Source organism: Paenarthrobacter sp. NCHU4564 (assembly GCF_052156435.1).
Taxonomy (GTDB): domain Bacteria; phylum Actinomycetota; class Actinomycetes; order Actinomycetales; family Micrococcaceae; genus Arthrobacter.
The window spans coordinates 478137-494059 of sequence record NZ_JBQLIS010000001.1 but is presented as its reverse complement, the minus strand read 5'-3'; the positions used below and the strand labels follow the sequence as shown (position 1 = coordinate 494059).

The 15923-nt window shown below is 64.0% G+C and carries 13 protein-coding genes; 9 read left to right on the top strand and 4 right to left on the bottom strand.

The features are described from left to right. On the top strand, positions 1-1404 hold the full coding sequence (locus tag ACSVIE_RS02240; RefSeq protein WP_442422875.1) for a class II 3-deoxy-7-phosphoheptulonate synthase: 1404 nt from the start codon (positions 1-3) through the stop codon (positions 1402-1404). A 56-nt stretch (positions 1405-1460) separates the two neighbouring features. On the opposite strand, the gene pknB is transcribed toward ACSVIE_RS02240, so the two are convergent. Both pknB and ACSVIE_RS02230 read right to left on the bottom strand, forming a co-directional pair. Then, positions 1461-3557, bottom strand: a complete 2097-nt coding sequence (gene pknB, locus ACSVIE_RS02235; RefSeq protein WP_442422874.1) for a Stk1 family PASTA domain-containing Ser/Thr kinase — start codon at positions 3555-3557, stop codon at positions 1461-1463. A gap of 79 nt (positions 3558-3636) precedes the next feature. Next, the gene (locus tag ACSVIE_RS02230) at positions 3637-4980 is read right to left on the bottom strand and encodes a LysM peptidoglycan-binding domain-containing protein (protein ID WP_442422873.1); all 1344 of its coding nucleotides are present in this window, start codon (positions 4978-4980) and stop codon (positions 3637-3639) included. A 262-nt stretch (positions 4981-5242) separates the two neighbouring features. Here ACSVIE_RS02230 and ACSVIE_RS02225 point away from each other — a divergent pair, with 262 nt between their 5' ends. Then, positions 5243-5596, top strand: coding sequence for an Rv2175c family DNA-binding protein (locus tag ACSVIE_RS02225; RefSeq protein WP_426006980.1), 354 nt, complete (start codon positions 5243-5245; stop codon positions 5594-5596). 79 nt (positions 5597-5675) lie between these two features. On the opposite strand, the gene ACSVIE_RS02220 is transcribed toward ACSVIE_RS02225, so the two are convergent. Beyond that, positions 5676-6770, bottom strand: a complete 1095-nt coding sequence (locus tag ACSVIE_RS02220; protein ID WP_442422872.1) for a polyprenyl synthetase family protein — start codon at positions 6768-6770, stop codon at positions 5676-5678. Next, positions 6767-7333, bottom strand: coding sequence for a hypothetical protein (locus tag ACSVIE_RS02215; protein ID WP_442422871.1), 567 nt, complete (start codon positions 7331-7333; stop codon positions 6767-6769). Before ACSVIE_RS02215 ends, ACSVIE_RS02220 begins: the two co-directional genes overlap by 4 nt. A gap of 119 nt (positions 7334-7452) precedes the next feature. Here ACSVIE_RS02215 and dinB point away from each other — a divergent pair, with 119 nt between their 5' ends. From dinB to ACSVIE_RS02180, 7 genes are all read left to right on the top strand, one after another. Further along, entirely contained in the window at positions 7453-8670 is a 1218-nt protein-coding gene (gene dinB, locus ACSVIE_RS02210) for a DNA polymerase IV (RefSeq protein WP_442422904.1), read from the top strand. A 240-nt stretch (positions 8671-8910) separates the two neighbouring features. Beyond that, on the top strand, positions 8911-9282 hold the full coding sequence (locus tag ACSVIE_RS02205; RefSeq protein ID WP_426006984.1) for a DUF3040 domain-containing protein: 372 nt from the start codon (positions 8911-8913) through the stop codon (positions 9280-9282). Positions 9283-10105: 823 nt separating this feature from the next. After that, positions 10106-10537, top strand: a complete 432-nt coding sequence (mraZ, locus tag ACSVIE_RS02200; RefSeq protein WP_426006986.1) for a division/cell wall cluster transcriptional repressor MraZ — start codon at positions 10106-10108, stop codon at positions 10535-10537. Positions 10538-10701: 164 nt separating this feature from the next. Further along, a complete protein-coding gene (rsmH, locus tag ACSVIE_RS02195) occupies positions 10702-11700 on the top strand; it encodes a 16S rRNA (cytosine(1402)-N(4))-methyltransferase RsmH (RefSeq protein ID WP_442422870.1) in 999 nt (332 codons plus the stop codon). Then, positions 11697-12347: a hypothetical protein gene (locus tag ACSVIE_RS02190; RefSeq protein WP_442422869.1), complete on the top strand. Its 651-nt coding sequence runs from the start codon at positions 11697-11699 to the stop codon at positions 12345-12347. The genes rsmH and ACSVIE_RS02190 overlap by 4 nt, the downstream gene beginning before the upstream one ends. Positions 12348-12389: 42 nt before the next feature. Further along, a complete protein-coding gene (locus ACSVIE_RS02185; RefSeq protein ID WP_426006988.1) occupies positions 12390-14186 on the top strand; it encodes a peptidoglycan D,D-transpeptidase FtsI family protein in 1797 nt (598 codons plus the stop codon). A 102-nt stretch (positions 14187-14288) separates the two neighbouring features. Beyond that, positions 14289-15923 (top strand): UDP-N-acetylmuramoyl-L-alanyl-D-glutamate--2,6-diaminopimelate ligase, encoded by a 1635-nt coding sequence (locus ACSVIE_RS02180; protein WP_442422868.1) that lies wholly within the window; start codon positions 14289-14291, stop codon positions 15921-15923.

Genomic DNA, 15923 nt, shown 5'->3' with positions numbered 1-15923 from the left:
GTGACTGAGCTAACCGCGAACACCGCACCATCCGTAGCAGACCCCCTCGCCAGCACTGCCCAGAGCGGCGCTGCGAACTATCCCGGCCTGGATGCCTGGCGCGACCTGCCGATCTCCCAGCAGCCCACGTGGTCTGACGCCGAAGTTTTCAAGGCCTCGGTGAAGGAACTCTCCGTGGTCCCGCCCCTGGTCTTCGCCGGAGAAGTGGATGTCCTTCGTGAGCGCCTGGCCGCTGCAGCACAGGGAAAGGCCTTCCTGCTCCAGGGAGGCGACTGCGCGGAAACCTTTGAGGCCGCCACGGCCGACAAAATCAGTGCGAGGGTCAAAACCATCCTGCAGATGGCGGTCGTCCTCACCTACGGTGCAGCCATGCCCGTCATCAAGATGGGACGCATGGCAGGCCAGTTCGCCAAGCCCCGCTCCTCCAACGATGAAACCCGCAACGGCGTCACGCTTCCTGCCTACCGCGGAGACATCGTCAACGGCTACGATTTCACCCCCGAATCACGGGCGCACGATGCCGGCCGGATGCTGCAGGCTTACCACACCTCCGCCTCCACGCTGAACCTCATCCGCGCCTTCACGCAGGGTGGCTTCGCGGACCTTCGCCTGGTCCACCAGTGGAACAAGGGCTTCACTGAGAACCCGGCCCATGCGCGCTACGAGTCGCTGGCCCGCGATATTGACCGCGCTATCTCGTTCATGGATTCGTGCGGGGCGGACTTCGAAGCCCTCAAGCGCGTCGAGTTCTTCGCGAGCCACGAAGCCCTCCTGCTGGACTACGAGCGGGCGCTGACCCGCATCGACTCCCGTACTGGCCTGCCTTATGACACCTCCGCGCACTTCCTGTGGATCGGGGAGCGCACCCGCGAACTCGACCACGCCCACGTGGACTTCCTGTCCCGCGTGCGCAACCCGATCGGCGTCAAGCTCGGCCCCACCACCACGGGCGATGACGCCCTGCGCCTGATCGACAAGCTGGACCCCAACCGCGAACCCGGACGCCTCACGTTCATCACCCGGATGGGCGCCCGGAACATCCGCGAGAAGCTGCCCGCCGTCGTCGAACGCGTCACGGACTCCGGTGCGCAGGTCCTCTGGGTCACCGATCCCATGCACGGCAACACGGTCACCTCGCCCAACGGCTACAAGACGAGGAACTTCGACGACGTCATTGACGAAGTCCGCGGCTTCTTCGAGGTGCACCACTCCCTGGGAACCGTTCCGGGCGGCTTGCACGTCGAGATGACCGGCGACGACGTCGCCGAGTGCCTGGGTGGCGCAGACCCCATCGACCAGGACGCGTTCCTGGACCGCTACGAGTCGGTCTGTGATCCGCGGTTGAACCACATGCAGTCACTGGAGATGGCGTTCCTCGTGGCAGGAGCGCTTGCCAAGCGGTAAACGCCCACGCAAAAAAGAGGCGGCCCGGTGATATCCGGGCCGCCTCTTTGCTCGTTCTAGACCACCGTCAGGGTGATGACGGAACCTTCTGGAACTTCCTTGTCCACCGGGTTTTGGTCGCGGACGGTACCGAAGAATCCGCCCAGGATCTCGTTCAGCCTGACCTCGAAGCCCAGCTTCTTCAGTTCCTTTTCGGCGTCGTCCGCTTGCTTGCCGATGAAGCTGGGCACCTTCACCATCCTGGGTCCCTTGGAGAGGGTCAGGGTGACGGATTCGCCGCGCACCAAGGTTCCATTGGCAGGCGTCTGGGACACTACGGACCCCTTGGGGACCGACTTGTCGTTGACGGTCTCAGGAGCTATGACAGCCTTGAGCCCGGCATCCTGGATCGCCTTGACGGCGGCGTCCTGCGGCAAGCCCCGCACGTCCGGGACGGGAAGGGGCTGTGGTCCCTTGGACACCGCCAGCGCCACCGGGGTGCCGTGCCGTACCTCCGTGCCTTTGGCCGGGTCCTGAGACAGGACGACGCCGGCCGGTACTTTGTCGTCGTACGCCTCAGTGACGTTTCCCAAGGCCATTTCGGCGGCGTTCAACGCAGATTTTGCCTGGTCGAGGGTCACCCCGGCGAGGTCCGGCAACGGGAACAGCTGCGCCCCTTTGGAAACGTACAGGGTGATGGGCTGGAACTTCCTGACCACCGATCCTGCTTCCGGCTGGGTTCCGACCGTCAGACCAGCCTCGACGTCGTCGTCGAACACATCCTGTGGCTCGGACTGGAACCCTGCTGTCCGGAGCAACTGCTGGGCTTCGGCCACGGTCTTGTTCTTGACCTCGGGGACGGTGCCCGGCGATCCCGGCCCCATGCCGAAGAACCATCCGGCCGAGCCGGCCAGGAGCGCCAGGATGACGATGACCAAGGTCCAGATAAGGCCCCGCCGGCGGGGGTTGCCTTCACGCAGGGGCCTGACAGGTGTCGCCGCGGCGCGGGCCTGGTCCTTGGCGCGTTGACGCTCAAGTTTTTTGAGTTCGCGCTTGCCTGGCTGGCGTTCGTCATAAGCGGCGGGTGGGAGCGCGATGCGGTTGCCGGGCTCCCGGTAGCCCGTCCCGCCGGCCGTGCCCATCACGGTGGTGGGGTTGCTTTGATGGGAAATGAACTCCGTGGGTGACGCGGTGGTGGCAATTGCCTCGGTAGGGTGCTCCTGCGTCTGCCGGGCGCCATGGCCAGTGTGAGTGGCGGCAGCAAACGCTACGGGGCCGGCACCGGCGGGGGAGAGCGGCTTGTAGGACGGCTGACGGAGGTCCAACTGGGCGTCACTGAGCGTGGTCCGGATATGGCGCAGCTCCGACAGAAGGGCTGCTCCGTCCACGGGCCGGTTTTCGGCATCCGAAGCCGTGCACCACTGGACCAGTTCGTCCAGGTCCTGCGCCAGGCCGGGCGCCACCTCCGACGGGCGGGGCACCATTGAGTTCACGTGCTGGTAGGCGACCTGGATGGGGGTTTCGCCGGCATAGGGTTGCTTTCCGGTCAGCATTTCAAAGAGCATGATGCCGGCGGAGTAAATGTCGCTGCGGGCATCTGCTGCCTTGCCGAGGACCAGTTCGGGGGCCAGGTACGCCACGGTCCCTATCAGAGCTCCGGTGCTGGTGGTTGCGGTGACGGCACGTGCCAGCCCGAAATCGCCCACTTTGATACGGCCGTCATCGGCGATGAGGACGTTCTCCGGTTTCACGTCCCGGTGGATCAGTCCGGCCGAATGCGCAGCCGCCAGGCCTTCCACGACGGGATCGATCAGCGCCAGCGCCAGGCGCGGGGGGAGCGCACCCTGCTTATCCAGGACATCGCGGAGGGTCCGGCCTTTGACGTACTCCATGACCAGATATGCGATGTGGCCGTCTTCCCCCTGGTCCAGCACACCCACGACATGGGGGTGGGAGAGGCTCGCGGCGGCTTTCGCCTCCCTGCTGAGGCGTTCCAGGAAGGTGTGGTCATTGGCAAGGTGTGGATGCAGGACCTTGAGCGCAACGTCCCGCTCAAGGCGCTGGTCGGTCGCCAGGTAGACGGTGGACATGCCACCCCGCGCGAGACGGGAACGGACACCGTAGCGGCCGTCCACGGTGGTCCCGATCAGGTGGTCCTGCAGTGGTTCTTGCACCCTACGATCCTAATCGAGGCAGGGAAGAGGCCCGAATCCACAGGGGGATCCGGGCCTCGTCCACGGGTAGGTTAACGGCTTAGCCAAAGGTGCGCTGGCGGGCCTTGATCGATTCGACGTAGCGCTTGGTGTCGTCATACATGCCGTACTTGCTGACCGAGTACTGGCCTTGGTAGTAACCGGCGATCGCGGTATCCAGGTCCTTGCTGGTGGCGATGAGGGCACGGATGATGGCCACCCCCGCAGTCACGTTGTCATAGGGGTCCAGGAGATTGAGCTTGCGGCCCACCAGATCGGAGGCCCATTGGCCGGACGACGGAATGACCTGCATGGTGCCGATGGCGTTCGCGGGGGAGACTGCACGCTGGTCGAAGCCGGACTCCTGTTCGGCAAAGGCCAGTGCCAGGGACGGGCTGACCCCCATGCGCCGGGCCGTGTCCGCCACGATGGTCTTCATTTCAGCGCGGCTGGGTACGGGCGAGGCGTTCAGCAGGGCCTTGTTCTCATTGGCGGAGCTGACAACAGCGGGCGGGTAGGTGAAGCCGAGGAATGAGCTGGGAACAAGTGGCTTGGTCTCACCGGCCGGCTGGATGGAGGAAGTCCCCGGAATGGTGAGTTTTTGGCCCGGGTAGATGACGGTCGTGGCAGTCACGTTGTTGTTCGTAGCCATCAGGGCGGACAAAGTGACCCCATGCCGGGAAGCGATGGAGCTCAGGGTGTCGCCTGCCTTGATGGTGTACGTCCCGGAGCCGGCCTGCTGTGCGGGTGCGGGCGCCGGAGCGGGTGCAGGTGCCGGCGCTGCCGGAGTTGAGGAGCCGCCGCTGACCTTGATCTTTTGCCCGGGATAGATGATGGAGCTGCCGTTGAGTCCATTCCAGCTGAAGATGCTGGACAGGGGGACGCCGTGGCGTGCAGCGATCGCTCCCAGGGTGTCCCCGGAGACCACAGTGTAGGTGGCGGCACCGGTAGTCGGAGCAGGCGCGGGAGCGGCAGGCTGCTGCGGGGCGGCCGGAGCGGAGCCCTTGAGCTTCAGGGTTTGTCCGGGGTAGATCAAGGTGGTGGGCGTCAGCTTGTTCAGCTGGAGGACCTCGCCGGTATCAAGGTTGAAACGCTTGGCGATGGCGCTGACCGTGTCGCCCCGGACGATCGTGTACGTATCCGGCACCGCGGGGGCCATGGGTCGCAGGGCGGCGGGAAGGGCGGAGGCAACTGCCTGGGCCGGAATAACGGTTCCGGCCTGCGTTGCCTGCGCCTGGATGGCGGCTGCCAGGGTTGCCGGGATCTTCCGCGGCTGTGGGGCCGGCGCGGCTGTTGCGGGCTGGGCCAAGGCAAGCGAGGACAGGACCACAGCAGGAAGCGCAGCCGTGGTTGCCGCTATGACCGGCATGCTCATGGTTCGTTTCGTCGAGGGGGGCGTGGTCATGGAATTGTGTCCTCATCTCGGCAGCGGGGGAGTTGGGATGATACCGCTGTTACCAGTGTTGCCAATGTTACAGATGTTATCAATGGTGCAAGAGTGATCAATGTGAATCTCTCACACTTATCCCATCGGCACAACAATTCGCCATGTTCGTAAATCCGGGCGGTAATTATGCGAATGCAAAAGGCGCTTTTCGGCGCCAGGGCCCAAACCGCCGTCGTCGTCCGGCTAGGCGAGTGGCAGGCAGGCGTGGCAACCTTGATCCGTGAGTAATGTAGAAAGCCTTGTTTCTGACTGGATGCCGTTGCCGGATGTCGCCGAACTGCTGGGCGTCACCGTCACCAAAGTCCATGGATTGCTGGACGAGCGGGCCCTGGTGGCCATCCGCCGCGGAGAGCGCAATATCCGCTCGATCCCCGCGCTGTTTTTGCAGGACGGGCACGTGGTGGACAGCCTCAAGGGAACCATCGCCGTCCTCAGCGACGCCGGTTATAACGACGAAGAACTCATCACCTGGCTGTTTACGGCCGATGAATCACTCCGCGGACGTCCGATTGATGCGCTGCGTGAAGGGCGTAAGACAGAAATCCGTCGCCGGGCCCAGTCCCTGGCCTGGTAACAGGTCTTCCTCCCACCGAAATTAACAAGCACGACGGCGGTTCTTGACCGCCGTCGTCATGTTTCCAGTGCTGGCCTGCTTAGGCCGCGCGGCTCACCGCGGCTTCCGCCAGGTGGCGCAAAGCCGTCAGAGGCAATTCCTCAAGGGGAAGCTGTTCCAGTCCCGCAAAGGCCTCGTTGCTCAAATCGGCGATGAGCGACTCGGTGGCGTCCAGTGCTCCCGAGTCCACCATGATGCGCCGGATATCGCCCACTTCTTCTTCGCTGAGGTCCGGCTTGCCCAGGGCAGCATCGAGGTAGGCGGCCTGGTCGTTGGAGGCCATGTTCAGTGCGAACCCCACCAAGACGGTGCGCTTGCCCTCGCGGAGGTCGTCCCCGGCCGGCTTTCCAGTGGTTTCAGGATCGCCAAAGACACCCAGGACGTCGTCCCGCATCTGGAATGCCTCGCCCAGGGGAAGGGAGAATCGCGAGTAAGCGTCCAGGAGGTCGTGCGGGGCTCCGGCAAGGGCACCACCCAGCCCCAGCGGGTGTTCGGTGGAGTACTTGGCCGACTTGTACCTGATGATGGATCTGGCCCGGTCGACCGAGCCTTTGGAATCCCGGACCGGTCCGGCCACTTCCTCCAGGATGTCGAGGTACTGCCCTGCCATGACCTCTGCCCTCATCAGGTTGAAGATGCGGCGGGCGTCTGTTCCTGCGGCGGCACGGCTGCCAATGCGGGTGAAGGCCTCTTCGCTGAAGGAGAGGCAGAGATCGCCGGTGAGGATGGCTGCCGCGTGGCCAAAACGATCATTGTCCAGTGCCCAGCCGCTGGCCTCGTGAAGCTGGCTGAAGCGACGGTGGACACTGGGTCCGCCACGGCGTGTATCGGAGCGGTCGATGATGTCGTCGTGGATCAGGGCTGCGGCCTGGAAGAGTTCGAGGGCACACCCGGCGGTGAAGATGCGGGGATCGCCTGCCGCGCCTCCTGCGCCCCTCCAACCCCAGTAGCAAAGCTGGGCGCGCAACCGTTTCCCGCCGGTGACCAAGGTGGAAATGGAGGTAACCAGGGGGTCGACGTCGGGGGACACCGTCGCCATGAGCTCCCGCTGCGCCTCAAGGAATCCTGTGAGTTCCTCCGAGACGCCGGCAATGAACCGGCCCTGCTCCGTGTGGAGTTGTTCGTTCCGGGTCACTTGACGGACCCGGCGGCCACATTGGCTCCGATGGTGAACGTGGAAACGCCTTCCTTCTGCCGCACTGACAGATTGACGGTCTCGCCGTCACCCCTGATGAAATCGATCGACGTGACGTTTCCCACAGCTTCCTGGCCCGGAACAACCTTGAACCCCTGAGCTTCGAGGGATGCCTTGTAGTAGTCCACCACTCCTTCCGGGGGAGCTTTGACCGTACCCACGAGGGCAACGGTGGCGGGGGAAGCGTTCTTGTCCACGCTGCTGGAGCGGACCGACGTTTTGGGCATCACCGGAATCAGTTGTTCCGGAAATCCCGGCACCAAGGCGCCCACGGTTGCGGTGGCACCCGGAACCGGGGATGCCGAGCCTTCCGGCGGCGTGGTTTGAGCCGTTGTGGCAGTGCCGGACGGGGAAGGGGACACGGAGGAGTAGGTGCTGGTGGTCCCTGACGGGCTGGGTGCAGCCGAACCGCCCGGCGAGGGTGTGCATGCGGAAACTGCGACCGCGATGCTCACTGCGAGCAGGGCGAAACCTCGGGATGGAGGAGTTCGAAAGGGCTTCACAGGGGTATCCTTCCTCTGGCTGACGCCGGACTGTGCCTCCAGTTTAGTCAGTGACCGGGCATAGTATTGCCGTTGTGAGTCAGGAAGCATCAGGTGGCGCGTCGGGCGGAGCGCAGGGAGTGCCACCCGTCTCCGGAGACGCCCTCCGGAAGCTCCGCCGAACCAGCATCCTGCACGTGGACATGGACGCTTTCTTCGTCTCGGTCGAGCTCCGGAACCGCCCGGATCTGCGCGGCAAGCCGGTGATCGTGGGCTTCCCGGCCGAACGCTCCGTAGTCCTGTCTGCCTCCTATGAAGCCAGGGCTACAGGGGTCAAGTCGGCCATGCCCATGTCGATCGCCATGCGGCGGTGCCCCTCGGCAGTGATCATCAATCCGCGGCACAAGCTGTACTACGAGGTCTCCGCGCAGATCATGGAGATCTTCTCCTCGATCACCGACCTCGTGGAACCCCTGAGCGTGGACGAGGCCTTTCTTGATGTGGGCGGAGCCATCCGTCGGCTTGGACCGCCCCTGGACATAGGCCACCTGATCAGACGAACGGTCTGGAAGGAGCTTGGCATCACGGCATCCGTCGGCGTCGCCGCCACCAAGTTCGTGGCGAAGATCGCCTCCACGAGGTGCAAGCCGGACGGGATCCTCATGATCGACGCCGACGACACCGTTCCCTACCTGCACAGCCTGCCGGTGAACGCGCTCTGGGGGGTGGGTGGAAAGACCGCGGAGGTCCTCGCCCGTTTGGGCATCCGCACCGTGGCGGACGTCGCCGCCACGCCGGTAGCTTCCCTGCGGAAAGTCCTGGGTGCGGGCGGCGAGCATGTCCACCGGCTCTCCTTGGGGATAGACCCCAGGCCGGTCACCCCCGTCCGGCTCGAAAAGAGCATCGGTGCGGAAGAGACCTTCTCCACGGACACCGCAGACGACGCTTTGCTGCACCGGGAGTTGCTCAGGTTGTCGCACAGGACGGCCGCACGGCTGCGGAGCTCCGGAATGCTTGCCAGGACTGTTGCCCTCAAACTCCGCTTTGCCGATTTCTCCACCGTGACACGCAGCAAGACCGTGCAGACGCCCATGGACAGTGCGCAGCTGATCTACCAGGTTGCTGTCCAGTTATTGGAGTCGTTGGGTTCGCGGCCCATGGCTGTTCGCCTGGTGGGTGTCCGCGCCGAGCAGTTGGAGCACGCAGGACAGACATCCCTGCAACTCAGCCTCGACCGCAGGGACGACAACTGGAGGGCCGCTGAACAGGCTCTGGACCGGGTGGCTGAACGGTTTGGCTCCGAAACGCTCCTTCCGGCCCGGCTGCTGGAGCCGGGCAAGCCACAGGAGGGTCCGTGACGTGTCCCATAACACCCCTTCGGGGCCTTCCGGCTGTCTTTCAGAACCGCCCGCGACAAACTATCCTAATTAGTACAGATATTTAGATCGTCTGGACAGCTGTTTCCTGAACAGTCGGCCCGGAAAATGATTGCCACAAGGTCATGATTTTCCGGGAACGTCTGGCAACGCCCGATCGTTTGGGAAAGAGACGCACAGGCCGCGTTCCGTCCAGACGCTGGCTGACTAAAGGAGGTCGCGATGCCCCTCTCGGAGCACGAACAGAAGCTGCTTGAGCAACTTGAAAAGCAGCTTCACGAGGACGATCCGAAGTTTGCCAACACCATGGGTTCGGATCCCATCCGCAGCTGGTCCACCAGGCATGTCATCATCGGTGTGCTGGGCGCTATTGCCGGCATCCTGCTTTTGCTGGTCGGAGTCTCGATCCAGCAGATCTTCGTGGGCGTGCTTGGCTTCGTTGTCATGGGGGCGGGCGTCTACTTCGCCACTCTCCGCGGCGCGGCCTTTGGCAAGTCCCGCGGCGGCGGAAAGCCAGGCAAGGCGAGGACCAAGAGTTCCTTCATGAGCAACCTTGAAGAACGCTGGGACGAACGCCGCCGGGACGACACCTAAGCTCCGGAGCCGGCGTGCAGGCCTGCGCGCGGACTCCCACTGCTGACAGGACGCCGGTGCCCCCGGTTCCTCATCCGTGCCCGAAGCCTCTGTTCCGTGGTGACCGTTCCGAGGTGACGGTTCCGTGGTGACGCCCAAGCCAGAACGTGGTGATGCCCAAGCTGGAAAAGGTCCAGCGCCCCTGCTCCCATTCCAACGCCCATCCCGGGCGCCCTGCCGATGCATTGCTGGAAGGCACTTCTTCCGTGCACAGGTTAAGTACCGTCGGTAAAGATGCCTTCCCGTATCCACTCAGCTTGGCCTGCTCGGATCTGATTGCCCCTGGAGACCCGCGCCGGGTCTTTTGTGTTTAAGGCGGGTCTTTTTTGTTTAACACGCAGCATCACTTGAACGGGGCGTGACCGGTCGGTCGTTCCCGGCCTCCAGTGTCCTTGACCACGCCACCCCCAGAGGCTGCCACTTCCCTCCACCTGTTCCACCTTCCTCCACCTGCTCCACCTTCCTCCACCTGCTCCACCTTCCTCCACCTGCTCCACCTTCCTCCACCTGCTCCACTTCCCTCCCTTGGCTGCGCCCTCCGTCCTCGCCGGCCTTCCCCGGGGCCGCAGTGTGGAGCTTTTCGCCACCCGCGGCCCTCCCCGTGCCCCACTTTCCTCCCCACAGCCGCAATCCGCGTGATTCCGGGCCTGATGCCACCAAGAGTGGGGGCGAAACACCCGATCCTGCGTTGACTGTGGGGCAATGTGGAGTAAAGTGGAGCACATAAGAGGGTAGTGGCATCGTTGGGTATGTGCGGGCACCTTGATTGAGGGGCGGTGGGCAGGTGTTTCTTGGCACCCATTCCCCGCGTCTCGATGAGAAGGGCCGCATCATCCTTCCAGCCAAGTTCCGCGAGGAGCTTGCCGAGGGGCTGGTCCTCACCAGGGGCCAGGAGCGTTGCATCTACGTCTTCAGCCAGCGGGAATTCGAGCGTATCCACGAATCCATGCGGGAGGCTCCTTTGTCCTCCAAGCAGGCTCGTGACTACATCCGGGTTTTCCTGTCCGGAGCCTCTGACGAGGTACCTGACAAGCAGGGGCGCGTGACCATTCCTCCCGCGCTCCGGGCTTACGCAGGTCTTGACAGGGAATTGGCGGTCATTGGTGCCGGCACCCGCGCCGAGATCTGGGACGCCCAGGCCTGGAACGAGTACCTCGCCGAGAAGGAAGCAGCCTTCTCGGAAACCGATGACGACAATCTGCCCGGGTTCCTATAACCGGACAGAGGGGGCGCTGCCCCGGTTCTTGGATGGGACCTCCAGCCGCCCATCGGACTGCCACCCTGGCTCACCTTCCCCGGAGCCAGGCGGCCGGACGACAGGCGCGGATGGGGATCCGATTCAAGAACGCCATGCAAGCGATTGAGGAAAGAGGAGGCAGCGTGGAAGAGCAGGATCCGGCAAAGCCCACATCTGAGCGCCACGTGCCCGTCCTGAAAGACCGCTGCATCAATCTCCTCGCACCCGGCTTCGAAGCTGCACGCAGTCGCGGCGAAACGCCCGTGGCGATCGATGCCACCCTGGGCATGGGCGGGCACTCCGAGGCCATGCTTCAGAGATTTCCGGACCTCCATCTGGTGGGCATAGACCGCGACGAGGAGGCGCTGGCCTTGGCCGGGGCCCGGCTGGAGCCGTTTTCAGACCGGACTGACCTTGTCCACGCCGTCTACGACGAGATCGAGGACGTCCTGGCCGACCTCGGCATCAGGGCAGTCCACGGGATCCTCATGGATCTGGGCGTCTCGTCCCTGCAGCTGGACGAACGGGAGCGTGGTTTCGCCTACTCCTACGACGCGCCGCTGGACATGAGGATGGATACGAGCCGGGGCCAGACGGCCGCTGACGTCGTTAACACCTACAGCGAGGAAGAACTGGTCCGGATCATCCGCAAGTGGGGCGAAGAGAAGTTCGCGGGCCGGATCGCCGCCAGGATCGTTGCCGCCAGAGACCTGAAGCCCTTCGCCACCACGGGTGAGCTGGTGGAACAAATCCGCAGCGTCGTGCCCGCCGGTGCGGCCAAGAGTGGCGGACATCCGGCAAAGCGCACCTTCCAGGCCCTGCGGATCGAGGTCAACGAGGAACTGGACGTGCTGGAGCGCGCGATTCCTGCAGCAGTTGCGTCCACAGCACTCGGTGGGCGGGTGGTGGTGATGTCCTACCACTCGCTGGAGGACAAGATCGTCAAGTCCGTCTTCCAGGCCGGGTCCAAATCCTCGGCTCCCCTGGGATTCCCGGTGGAACTGGAAGAGCACAAACCCGAACTGAAGACACTGACCAAGGGCACTGAAGTGCCTACGGCAGCAGAAATAGCCGAAAACCCCCGTGCGGCATCTGCCCGGCTCAGGGCCGTAGAGCGCATCAAGCCAAGGAGAGTCGCATGAGCACCGCCGCAGCCAAGACATTGCCCTCCGTGGCAGGAAACACCGCAAGGGCCTTGCCGTCGCCCGTGGCCAAGCCGGCCGCGGAGAAGGCGCGCACCCCGCTCTCGATCGTCAGGTCGGCTCCCGGGCGCAAGCGCACACCGTTCGTGGTGCTGTGCTTCTCCGTACTGGCGCTTGCCCTGCTGACAGTCCTCGTCCTGAATATTTCGGTCTCCACGGCCCAGTACCAATTGGTGCAGTTGAAAGCCGAGGCAGCAACGCTCAACAAGGAGAACCAGGACCTGACACAGAAAAAGCAGAACTTTGAGGCTCCCCAGAATCTTGCGGCCAAGGCTGCAGAATTGGGAATGGTCCAGTCAACCGTCAAGGGCCAGATTGATCTGGAGACCATGACGGTGACCGGCAAGGCAACCCCTGCTGTTAAGGGCGACAACCCCTCAGCCTTGATTGCCCCGCCGGCCGTGGCAGGCCAGCTTGACGTCGTTCCCTCGGTAACTACCAAGGATCCGTTGGAAAACCTTAAACCGGCCCAACCGTCGGCTCCGTCCGTTCCCGCGGCAACACCTCCGGCTCCGGCGGCAGCTCCCACGGTGGAACTGCACGGCGGATCGGTTCCGGCGCCCACCCAAAAGGAGCCGGGGCAGTAGTTCATCAATCCACCGAAGCAAGGTCAGCAGCAAGGAATCACTGTGGCGCAGAATCCCGGCAAATCGAAGAAAACGAAGGTGCCGGCGGCGAGGAAGCGGCTCCGGGTTGGCCTTGGCATCATGCTGACGTTGCTTCTGGTGGTCGGCGGCAAGCTCTTCATGGTCCAGGGGCTGGATGTCGGGGGCATGGCTGAAGCTGCGCTCGAAAGCCGCCTGCGGCCCCAGAGCCTTCCGGCAGAGCGCGGAGAGATCGTCGACGCCAACGGAACGGTGCTTGCCAGCAGCGTGATCCGCTACAACATTGTGGTTGACCAGGTCCTCAACACAGCTACAACGGAGTTCAAACGCTACAACGAGGCCACTGAGGAAGTGGACACCATTTCGCGGGACCAGGGCATCACGGAGCTGGCGGCGCTCCTGGGAGCCGACGCTGCCCAGATCAGGCAGTCACTGACCGGCGACAAGAAGTACTTCGTGGTTGCCAAGGACGTGAAGCCCGAGCTGGAGGACCGGATCTCCAAGCTGCACGTTCCGGGCGTCTCGGCAGAGGGGGTGAGCAAGCGCGTTTATCCCAACGGCAGCGTGGCCGGCGGTGTAGTGGGCTTCCTCCAAGACGGCACCACAGGACAGGCCGGAATTGAACAGACACAGGATGAACGCCTGCGGGGCGTCGACGGCAAGCGCGTTTTTGAGATCGGAGCCGACGGCCTCCGCATCCCGGTGGCCACTGACGAACTGACACCAGCCGTGGACGGCACGGACGTCAAGCTGACCATCAACACGGACATTCAGTATTTCGCCCAGCAGGCAATCCAAAGCCAAGTCAACAAGTTGAACGCCGAGTGGGGCGTCATTGTGGTGATGGACGCCAAGACCGGCAATTTGATCGCCTTGGCGGACACGAATGCACCGGATCCAAACGACCCCGGAAAAGTGGATGCCAAGGACCGCGGTGTCAGGGCAGTGACCGCTGCCTACGAGCCCGGTTCCGTGGAGAAGATGATTACTGCCGCCGCCGTGATCGAAGAAGGCAAGTCCAGCCCCCTGGACCACTTCACCATCCCGTCTTCCTACACCATCGACGGTCAAACGTTCACGGACGCCTTTGAGCACGGCACGGAGGAACGGACCCTCGCGGGCATTCTCGGGTGGTCCATGAACACCGGCACCGTCATGGCAGGCAGCAGGCTCACCAAGCAGCAGCGCTACGACTGGTTAAAGAAGTTCGGAATCGGCGAGCAGACCGACATCGGACTGCCCGCCGAAGCCACCGGCATCCTCGCCAAACCGGATCAATGGGACGACCGCCAGCAGTACACGGTGCTGTTCGGACAAGGCGTCTCCCAGTCCACCCTGCAGACGGTCCGTGCGTACCAAAGCATCGCCAACGACGGCGTCATGCTCCAACCGCGGCTGATCGACAGTTACATCACGCCCGAGGGTGAGGAACAGAAGGTTCCCGCCAAGGACAGCCGGCAGGTGGTCTCCCAGGAAACGGCACAGCAAGTACGCGACATCCTGGAGAGCGCGGTGACGGAGGGCCAGATCAAGGACGCCGCGATCGAGGGATACCGTGTGGGGGCCAAGACGGGAACATCCCAGGCTCCCCGTGAGGATGGCCTGCCGGGATTCGACGGCTACACAGCGTCCATGGTGGGTATGGCTCCCATGGACGACCCCCGGTTCATCGTTGAGGTCGTGCTGCAGCGGCCCAAGGGGAGCATCTACGGCATCACCAACGGGCCGGTTTTCCGTTCGGTCATGGCCCAAGTGCTGCGCACCTACAACGTGGCACCGTCCACGGGGACGCCCGCGCGCTTGCCGCAGTTCGTCAAGTAAGCTTTTTGGGCGTCTGTTTCGGCCGATCTTTAGAACCATTACTACCGACTTGGCGCTGCTGGCCAAGGCCGGTCGTTCCACCGAGCATCAACGGAGAACCACGTGTCAGAGCACAATGAGGCCGCTTCCAACTCCATGCAGCCGGAAGCGGAGGGAGCGGGCTTCCGCCCGGAATCCGTGGCTGCCGTGCCCCTGGCGGACATTGCCGCGAGCCTTGGCGTCGTGCTGCCGGATTCCGATGGCAGCACTGCAGTGACGGGCATCTCCCTCAACTCCAGAACAGTGGAGCCCGGTGACCTCTACATGGCCCTTCCGGGTGCATCGCGCCACGGCGCGGACTTCGTGGCACAGGCCGTCGACGCCGGTGCTGTCGCGGTGGTGACGGACGACGACGGTGCGCGCCAGCTTGCTTTGGCAGGTGACCAGCCCGTACCGGTGCTGATCGTCGACAAGCCGCGTGCCGCCGTCGGGCATCTGGCAGCCTTGATCTACAGGAGCCAGCCCAAGGACGGCGGAGCCCCCACGCTTTTTGGTGTGACCGGAACCAACGGCAAGACCACCACCACCTACTTCATCAATTCCTTGCTGCGGGCGCTGGGCAAGACGCCGGGGCTGATCGGAACCATCGAGATACTGGCCGGCGGGGCGCCGATCCCGAGCCTGCTCACCACGCCGGAGTCCACGGAGGTGCACGCCCTTCTGGCTTTGATGAGGGAGCGGGGCCTGGACGCGGCGTCCATGGAGGTGTCCTCCCACGCGATCTCCTTCCACAGGGTTGACGGCGTGAAGTTCGACGTCGCCGGGTTCACCAACCTGACCCAGGACCACCTGGACCTGCACGGCAGCATGGAGGAATACTTCCGGACCAAGGCCGAACTTTTTACCTCCGCCCGGGCCCGCCACGCGGTGGTTACCGTGGACGACGAGTGGGGTCGCCGCCTGGCCGGCGAGGCCACCATTCCCCTGACTACCCTTGCTTCGGTGCCGGGCAGCGGCGCGGACTGGGAGGTGGCAGTGCCAACCCCGAACGGCCTTGGCACTGATTTTGAGCTTCGGCACCGCGACGGCGCTGTGCTCCGGGTACACACCGGTCTTCCCGGCGACTTCAACGTGGCCAATGCAGCCCTGGCAACCATCATGGTGCTGGCTTCAGGTGTTGCTGTGGAGGAGCTGCAGACCGCCCTCGATGCCCATGATCCCTTCACTGTGGCCGTGCCTGGACGGATGCAGCTTGTGTCGACCGCTCCGGCCGCCGTGGTTGATTTCGCCCACAATCCCGATGCCCTGGCCCGGGCACTGAAGGCCGTCAGGTCACCCGAACAAGGGTCCCGCGTGATTGTCGTGTTTGGTGCCACAGGGCAGCGTGACCAAGGCAAGCGGCCGACGATGGGGGCGATCGCGGCGCGCCTGGCCGACGTCGTCATCGTCAGCGATGACGATCCCCACGACGAGGACGCCGCGTCCATCCGTGCGGAGGTTCTGCAAGGCGCGCACGCAGCCTGTGAGGCCGACGGCCTCAGCACCGACATCATCGAGTCATATCCCCGCGAAACGGCCATTCGGTTGGCAGTGGACCTTGCGACCGGGAAGGACACGATTCTTGTTGCCGGGAGGGGCCATGAAGTGTGGCAAGAGGTGAAGGGCGTCAACCTGGCCCTCGACGACAGGGTGGAACTCCGGGCCGCCTTGACATCCAAGGGATTCAGCGTTTCCCCGGACCAGCGGATAGAGTCCTGA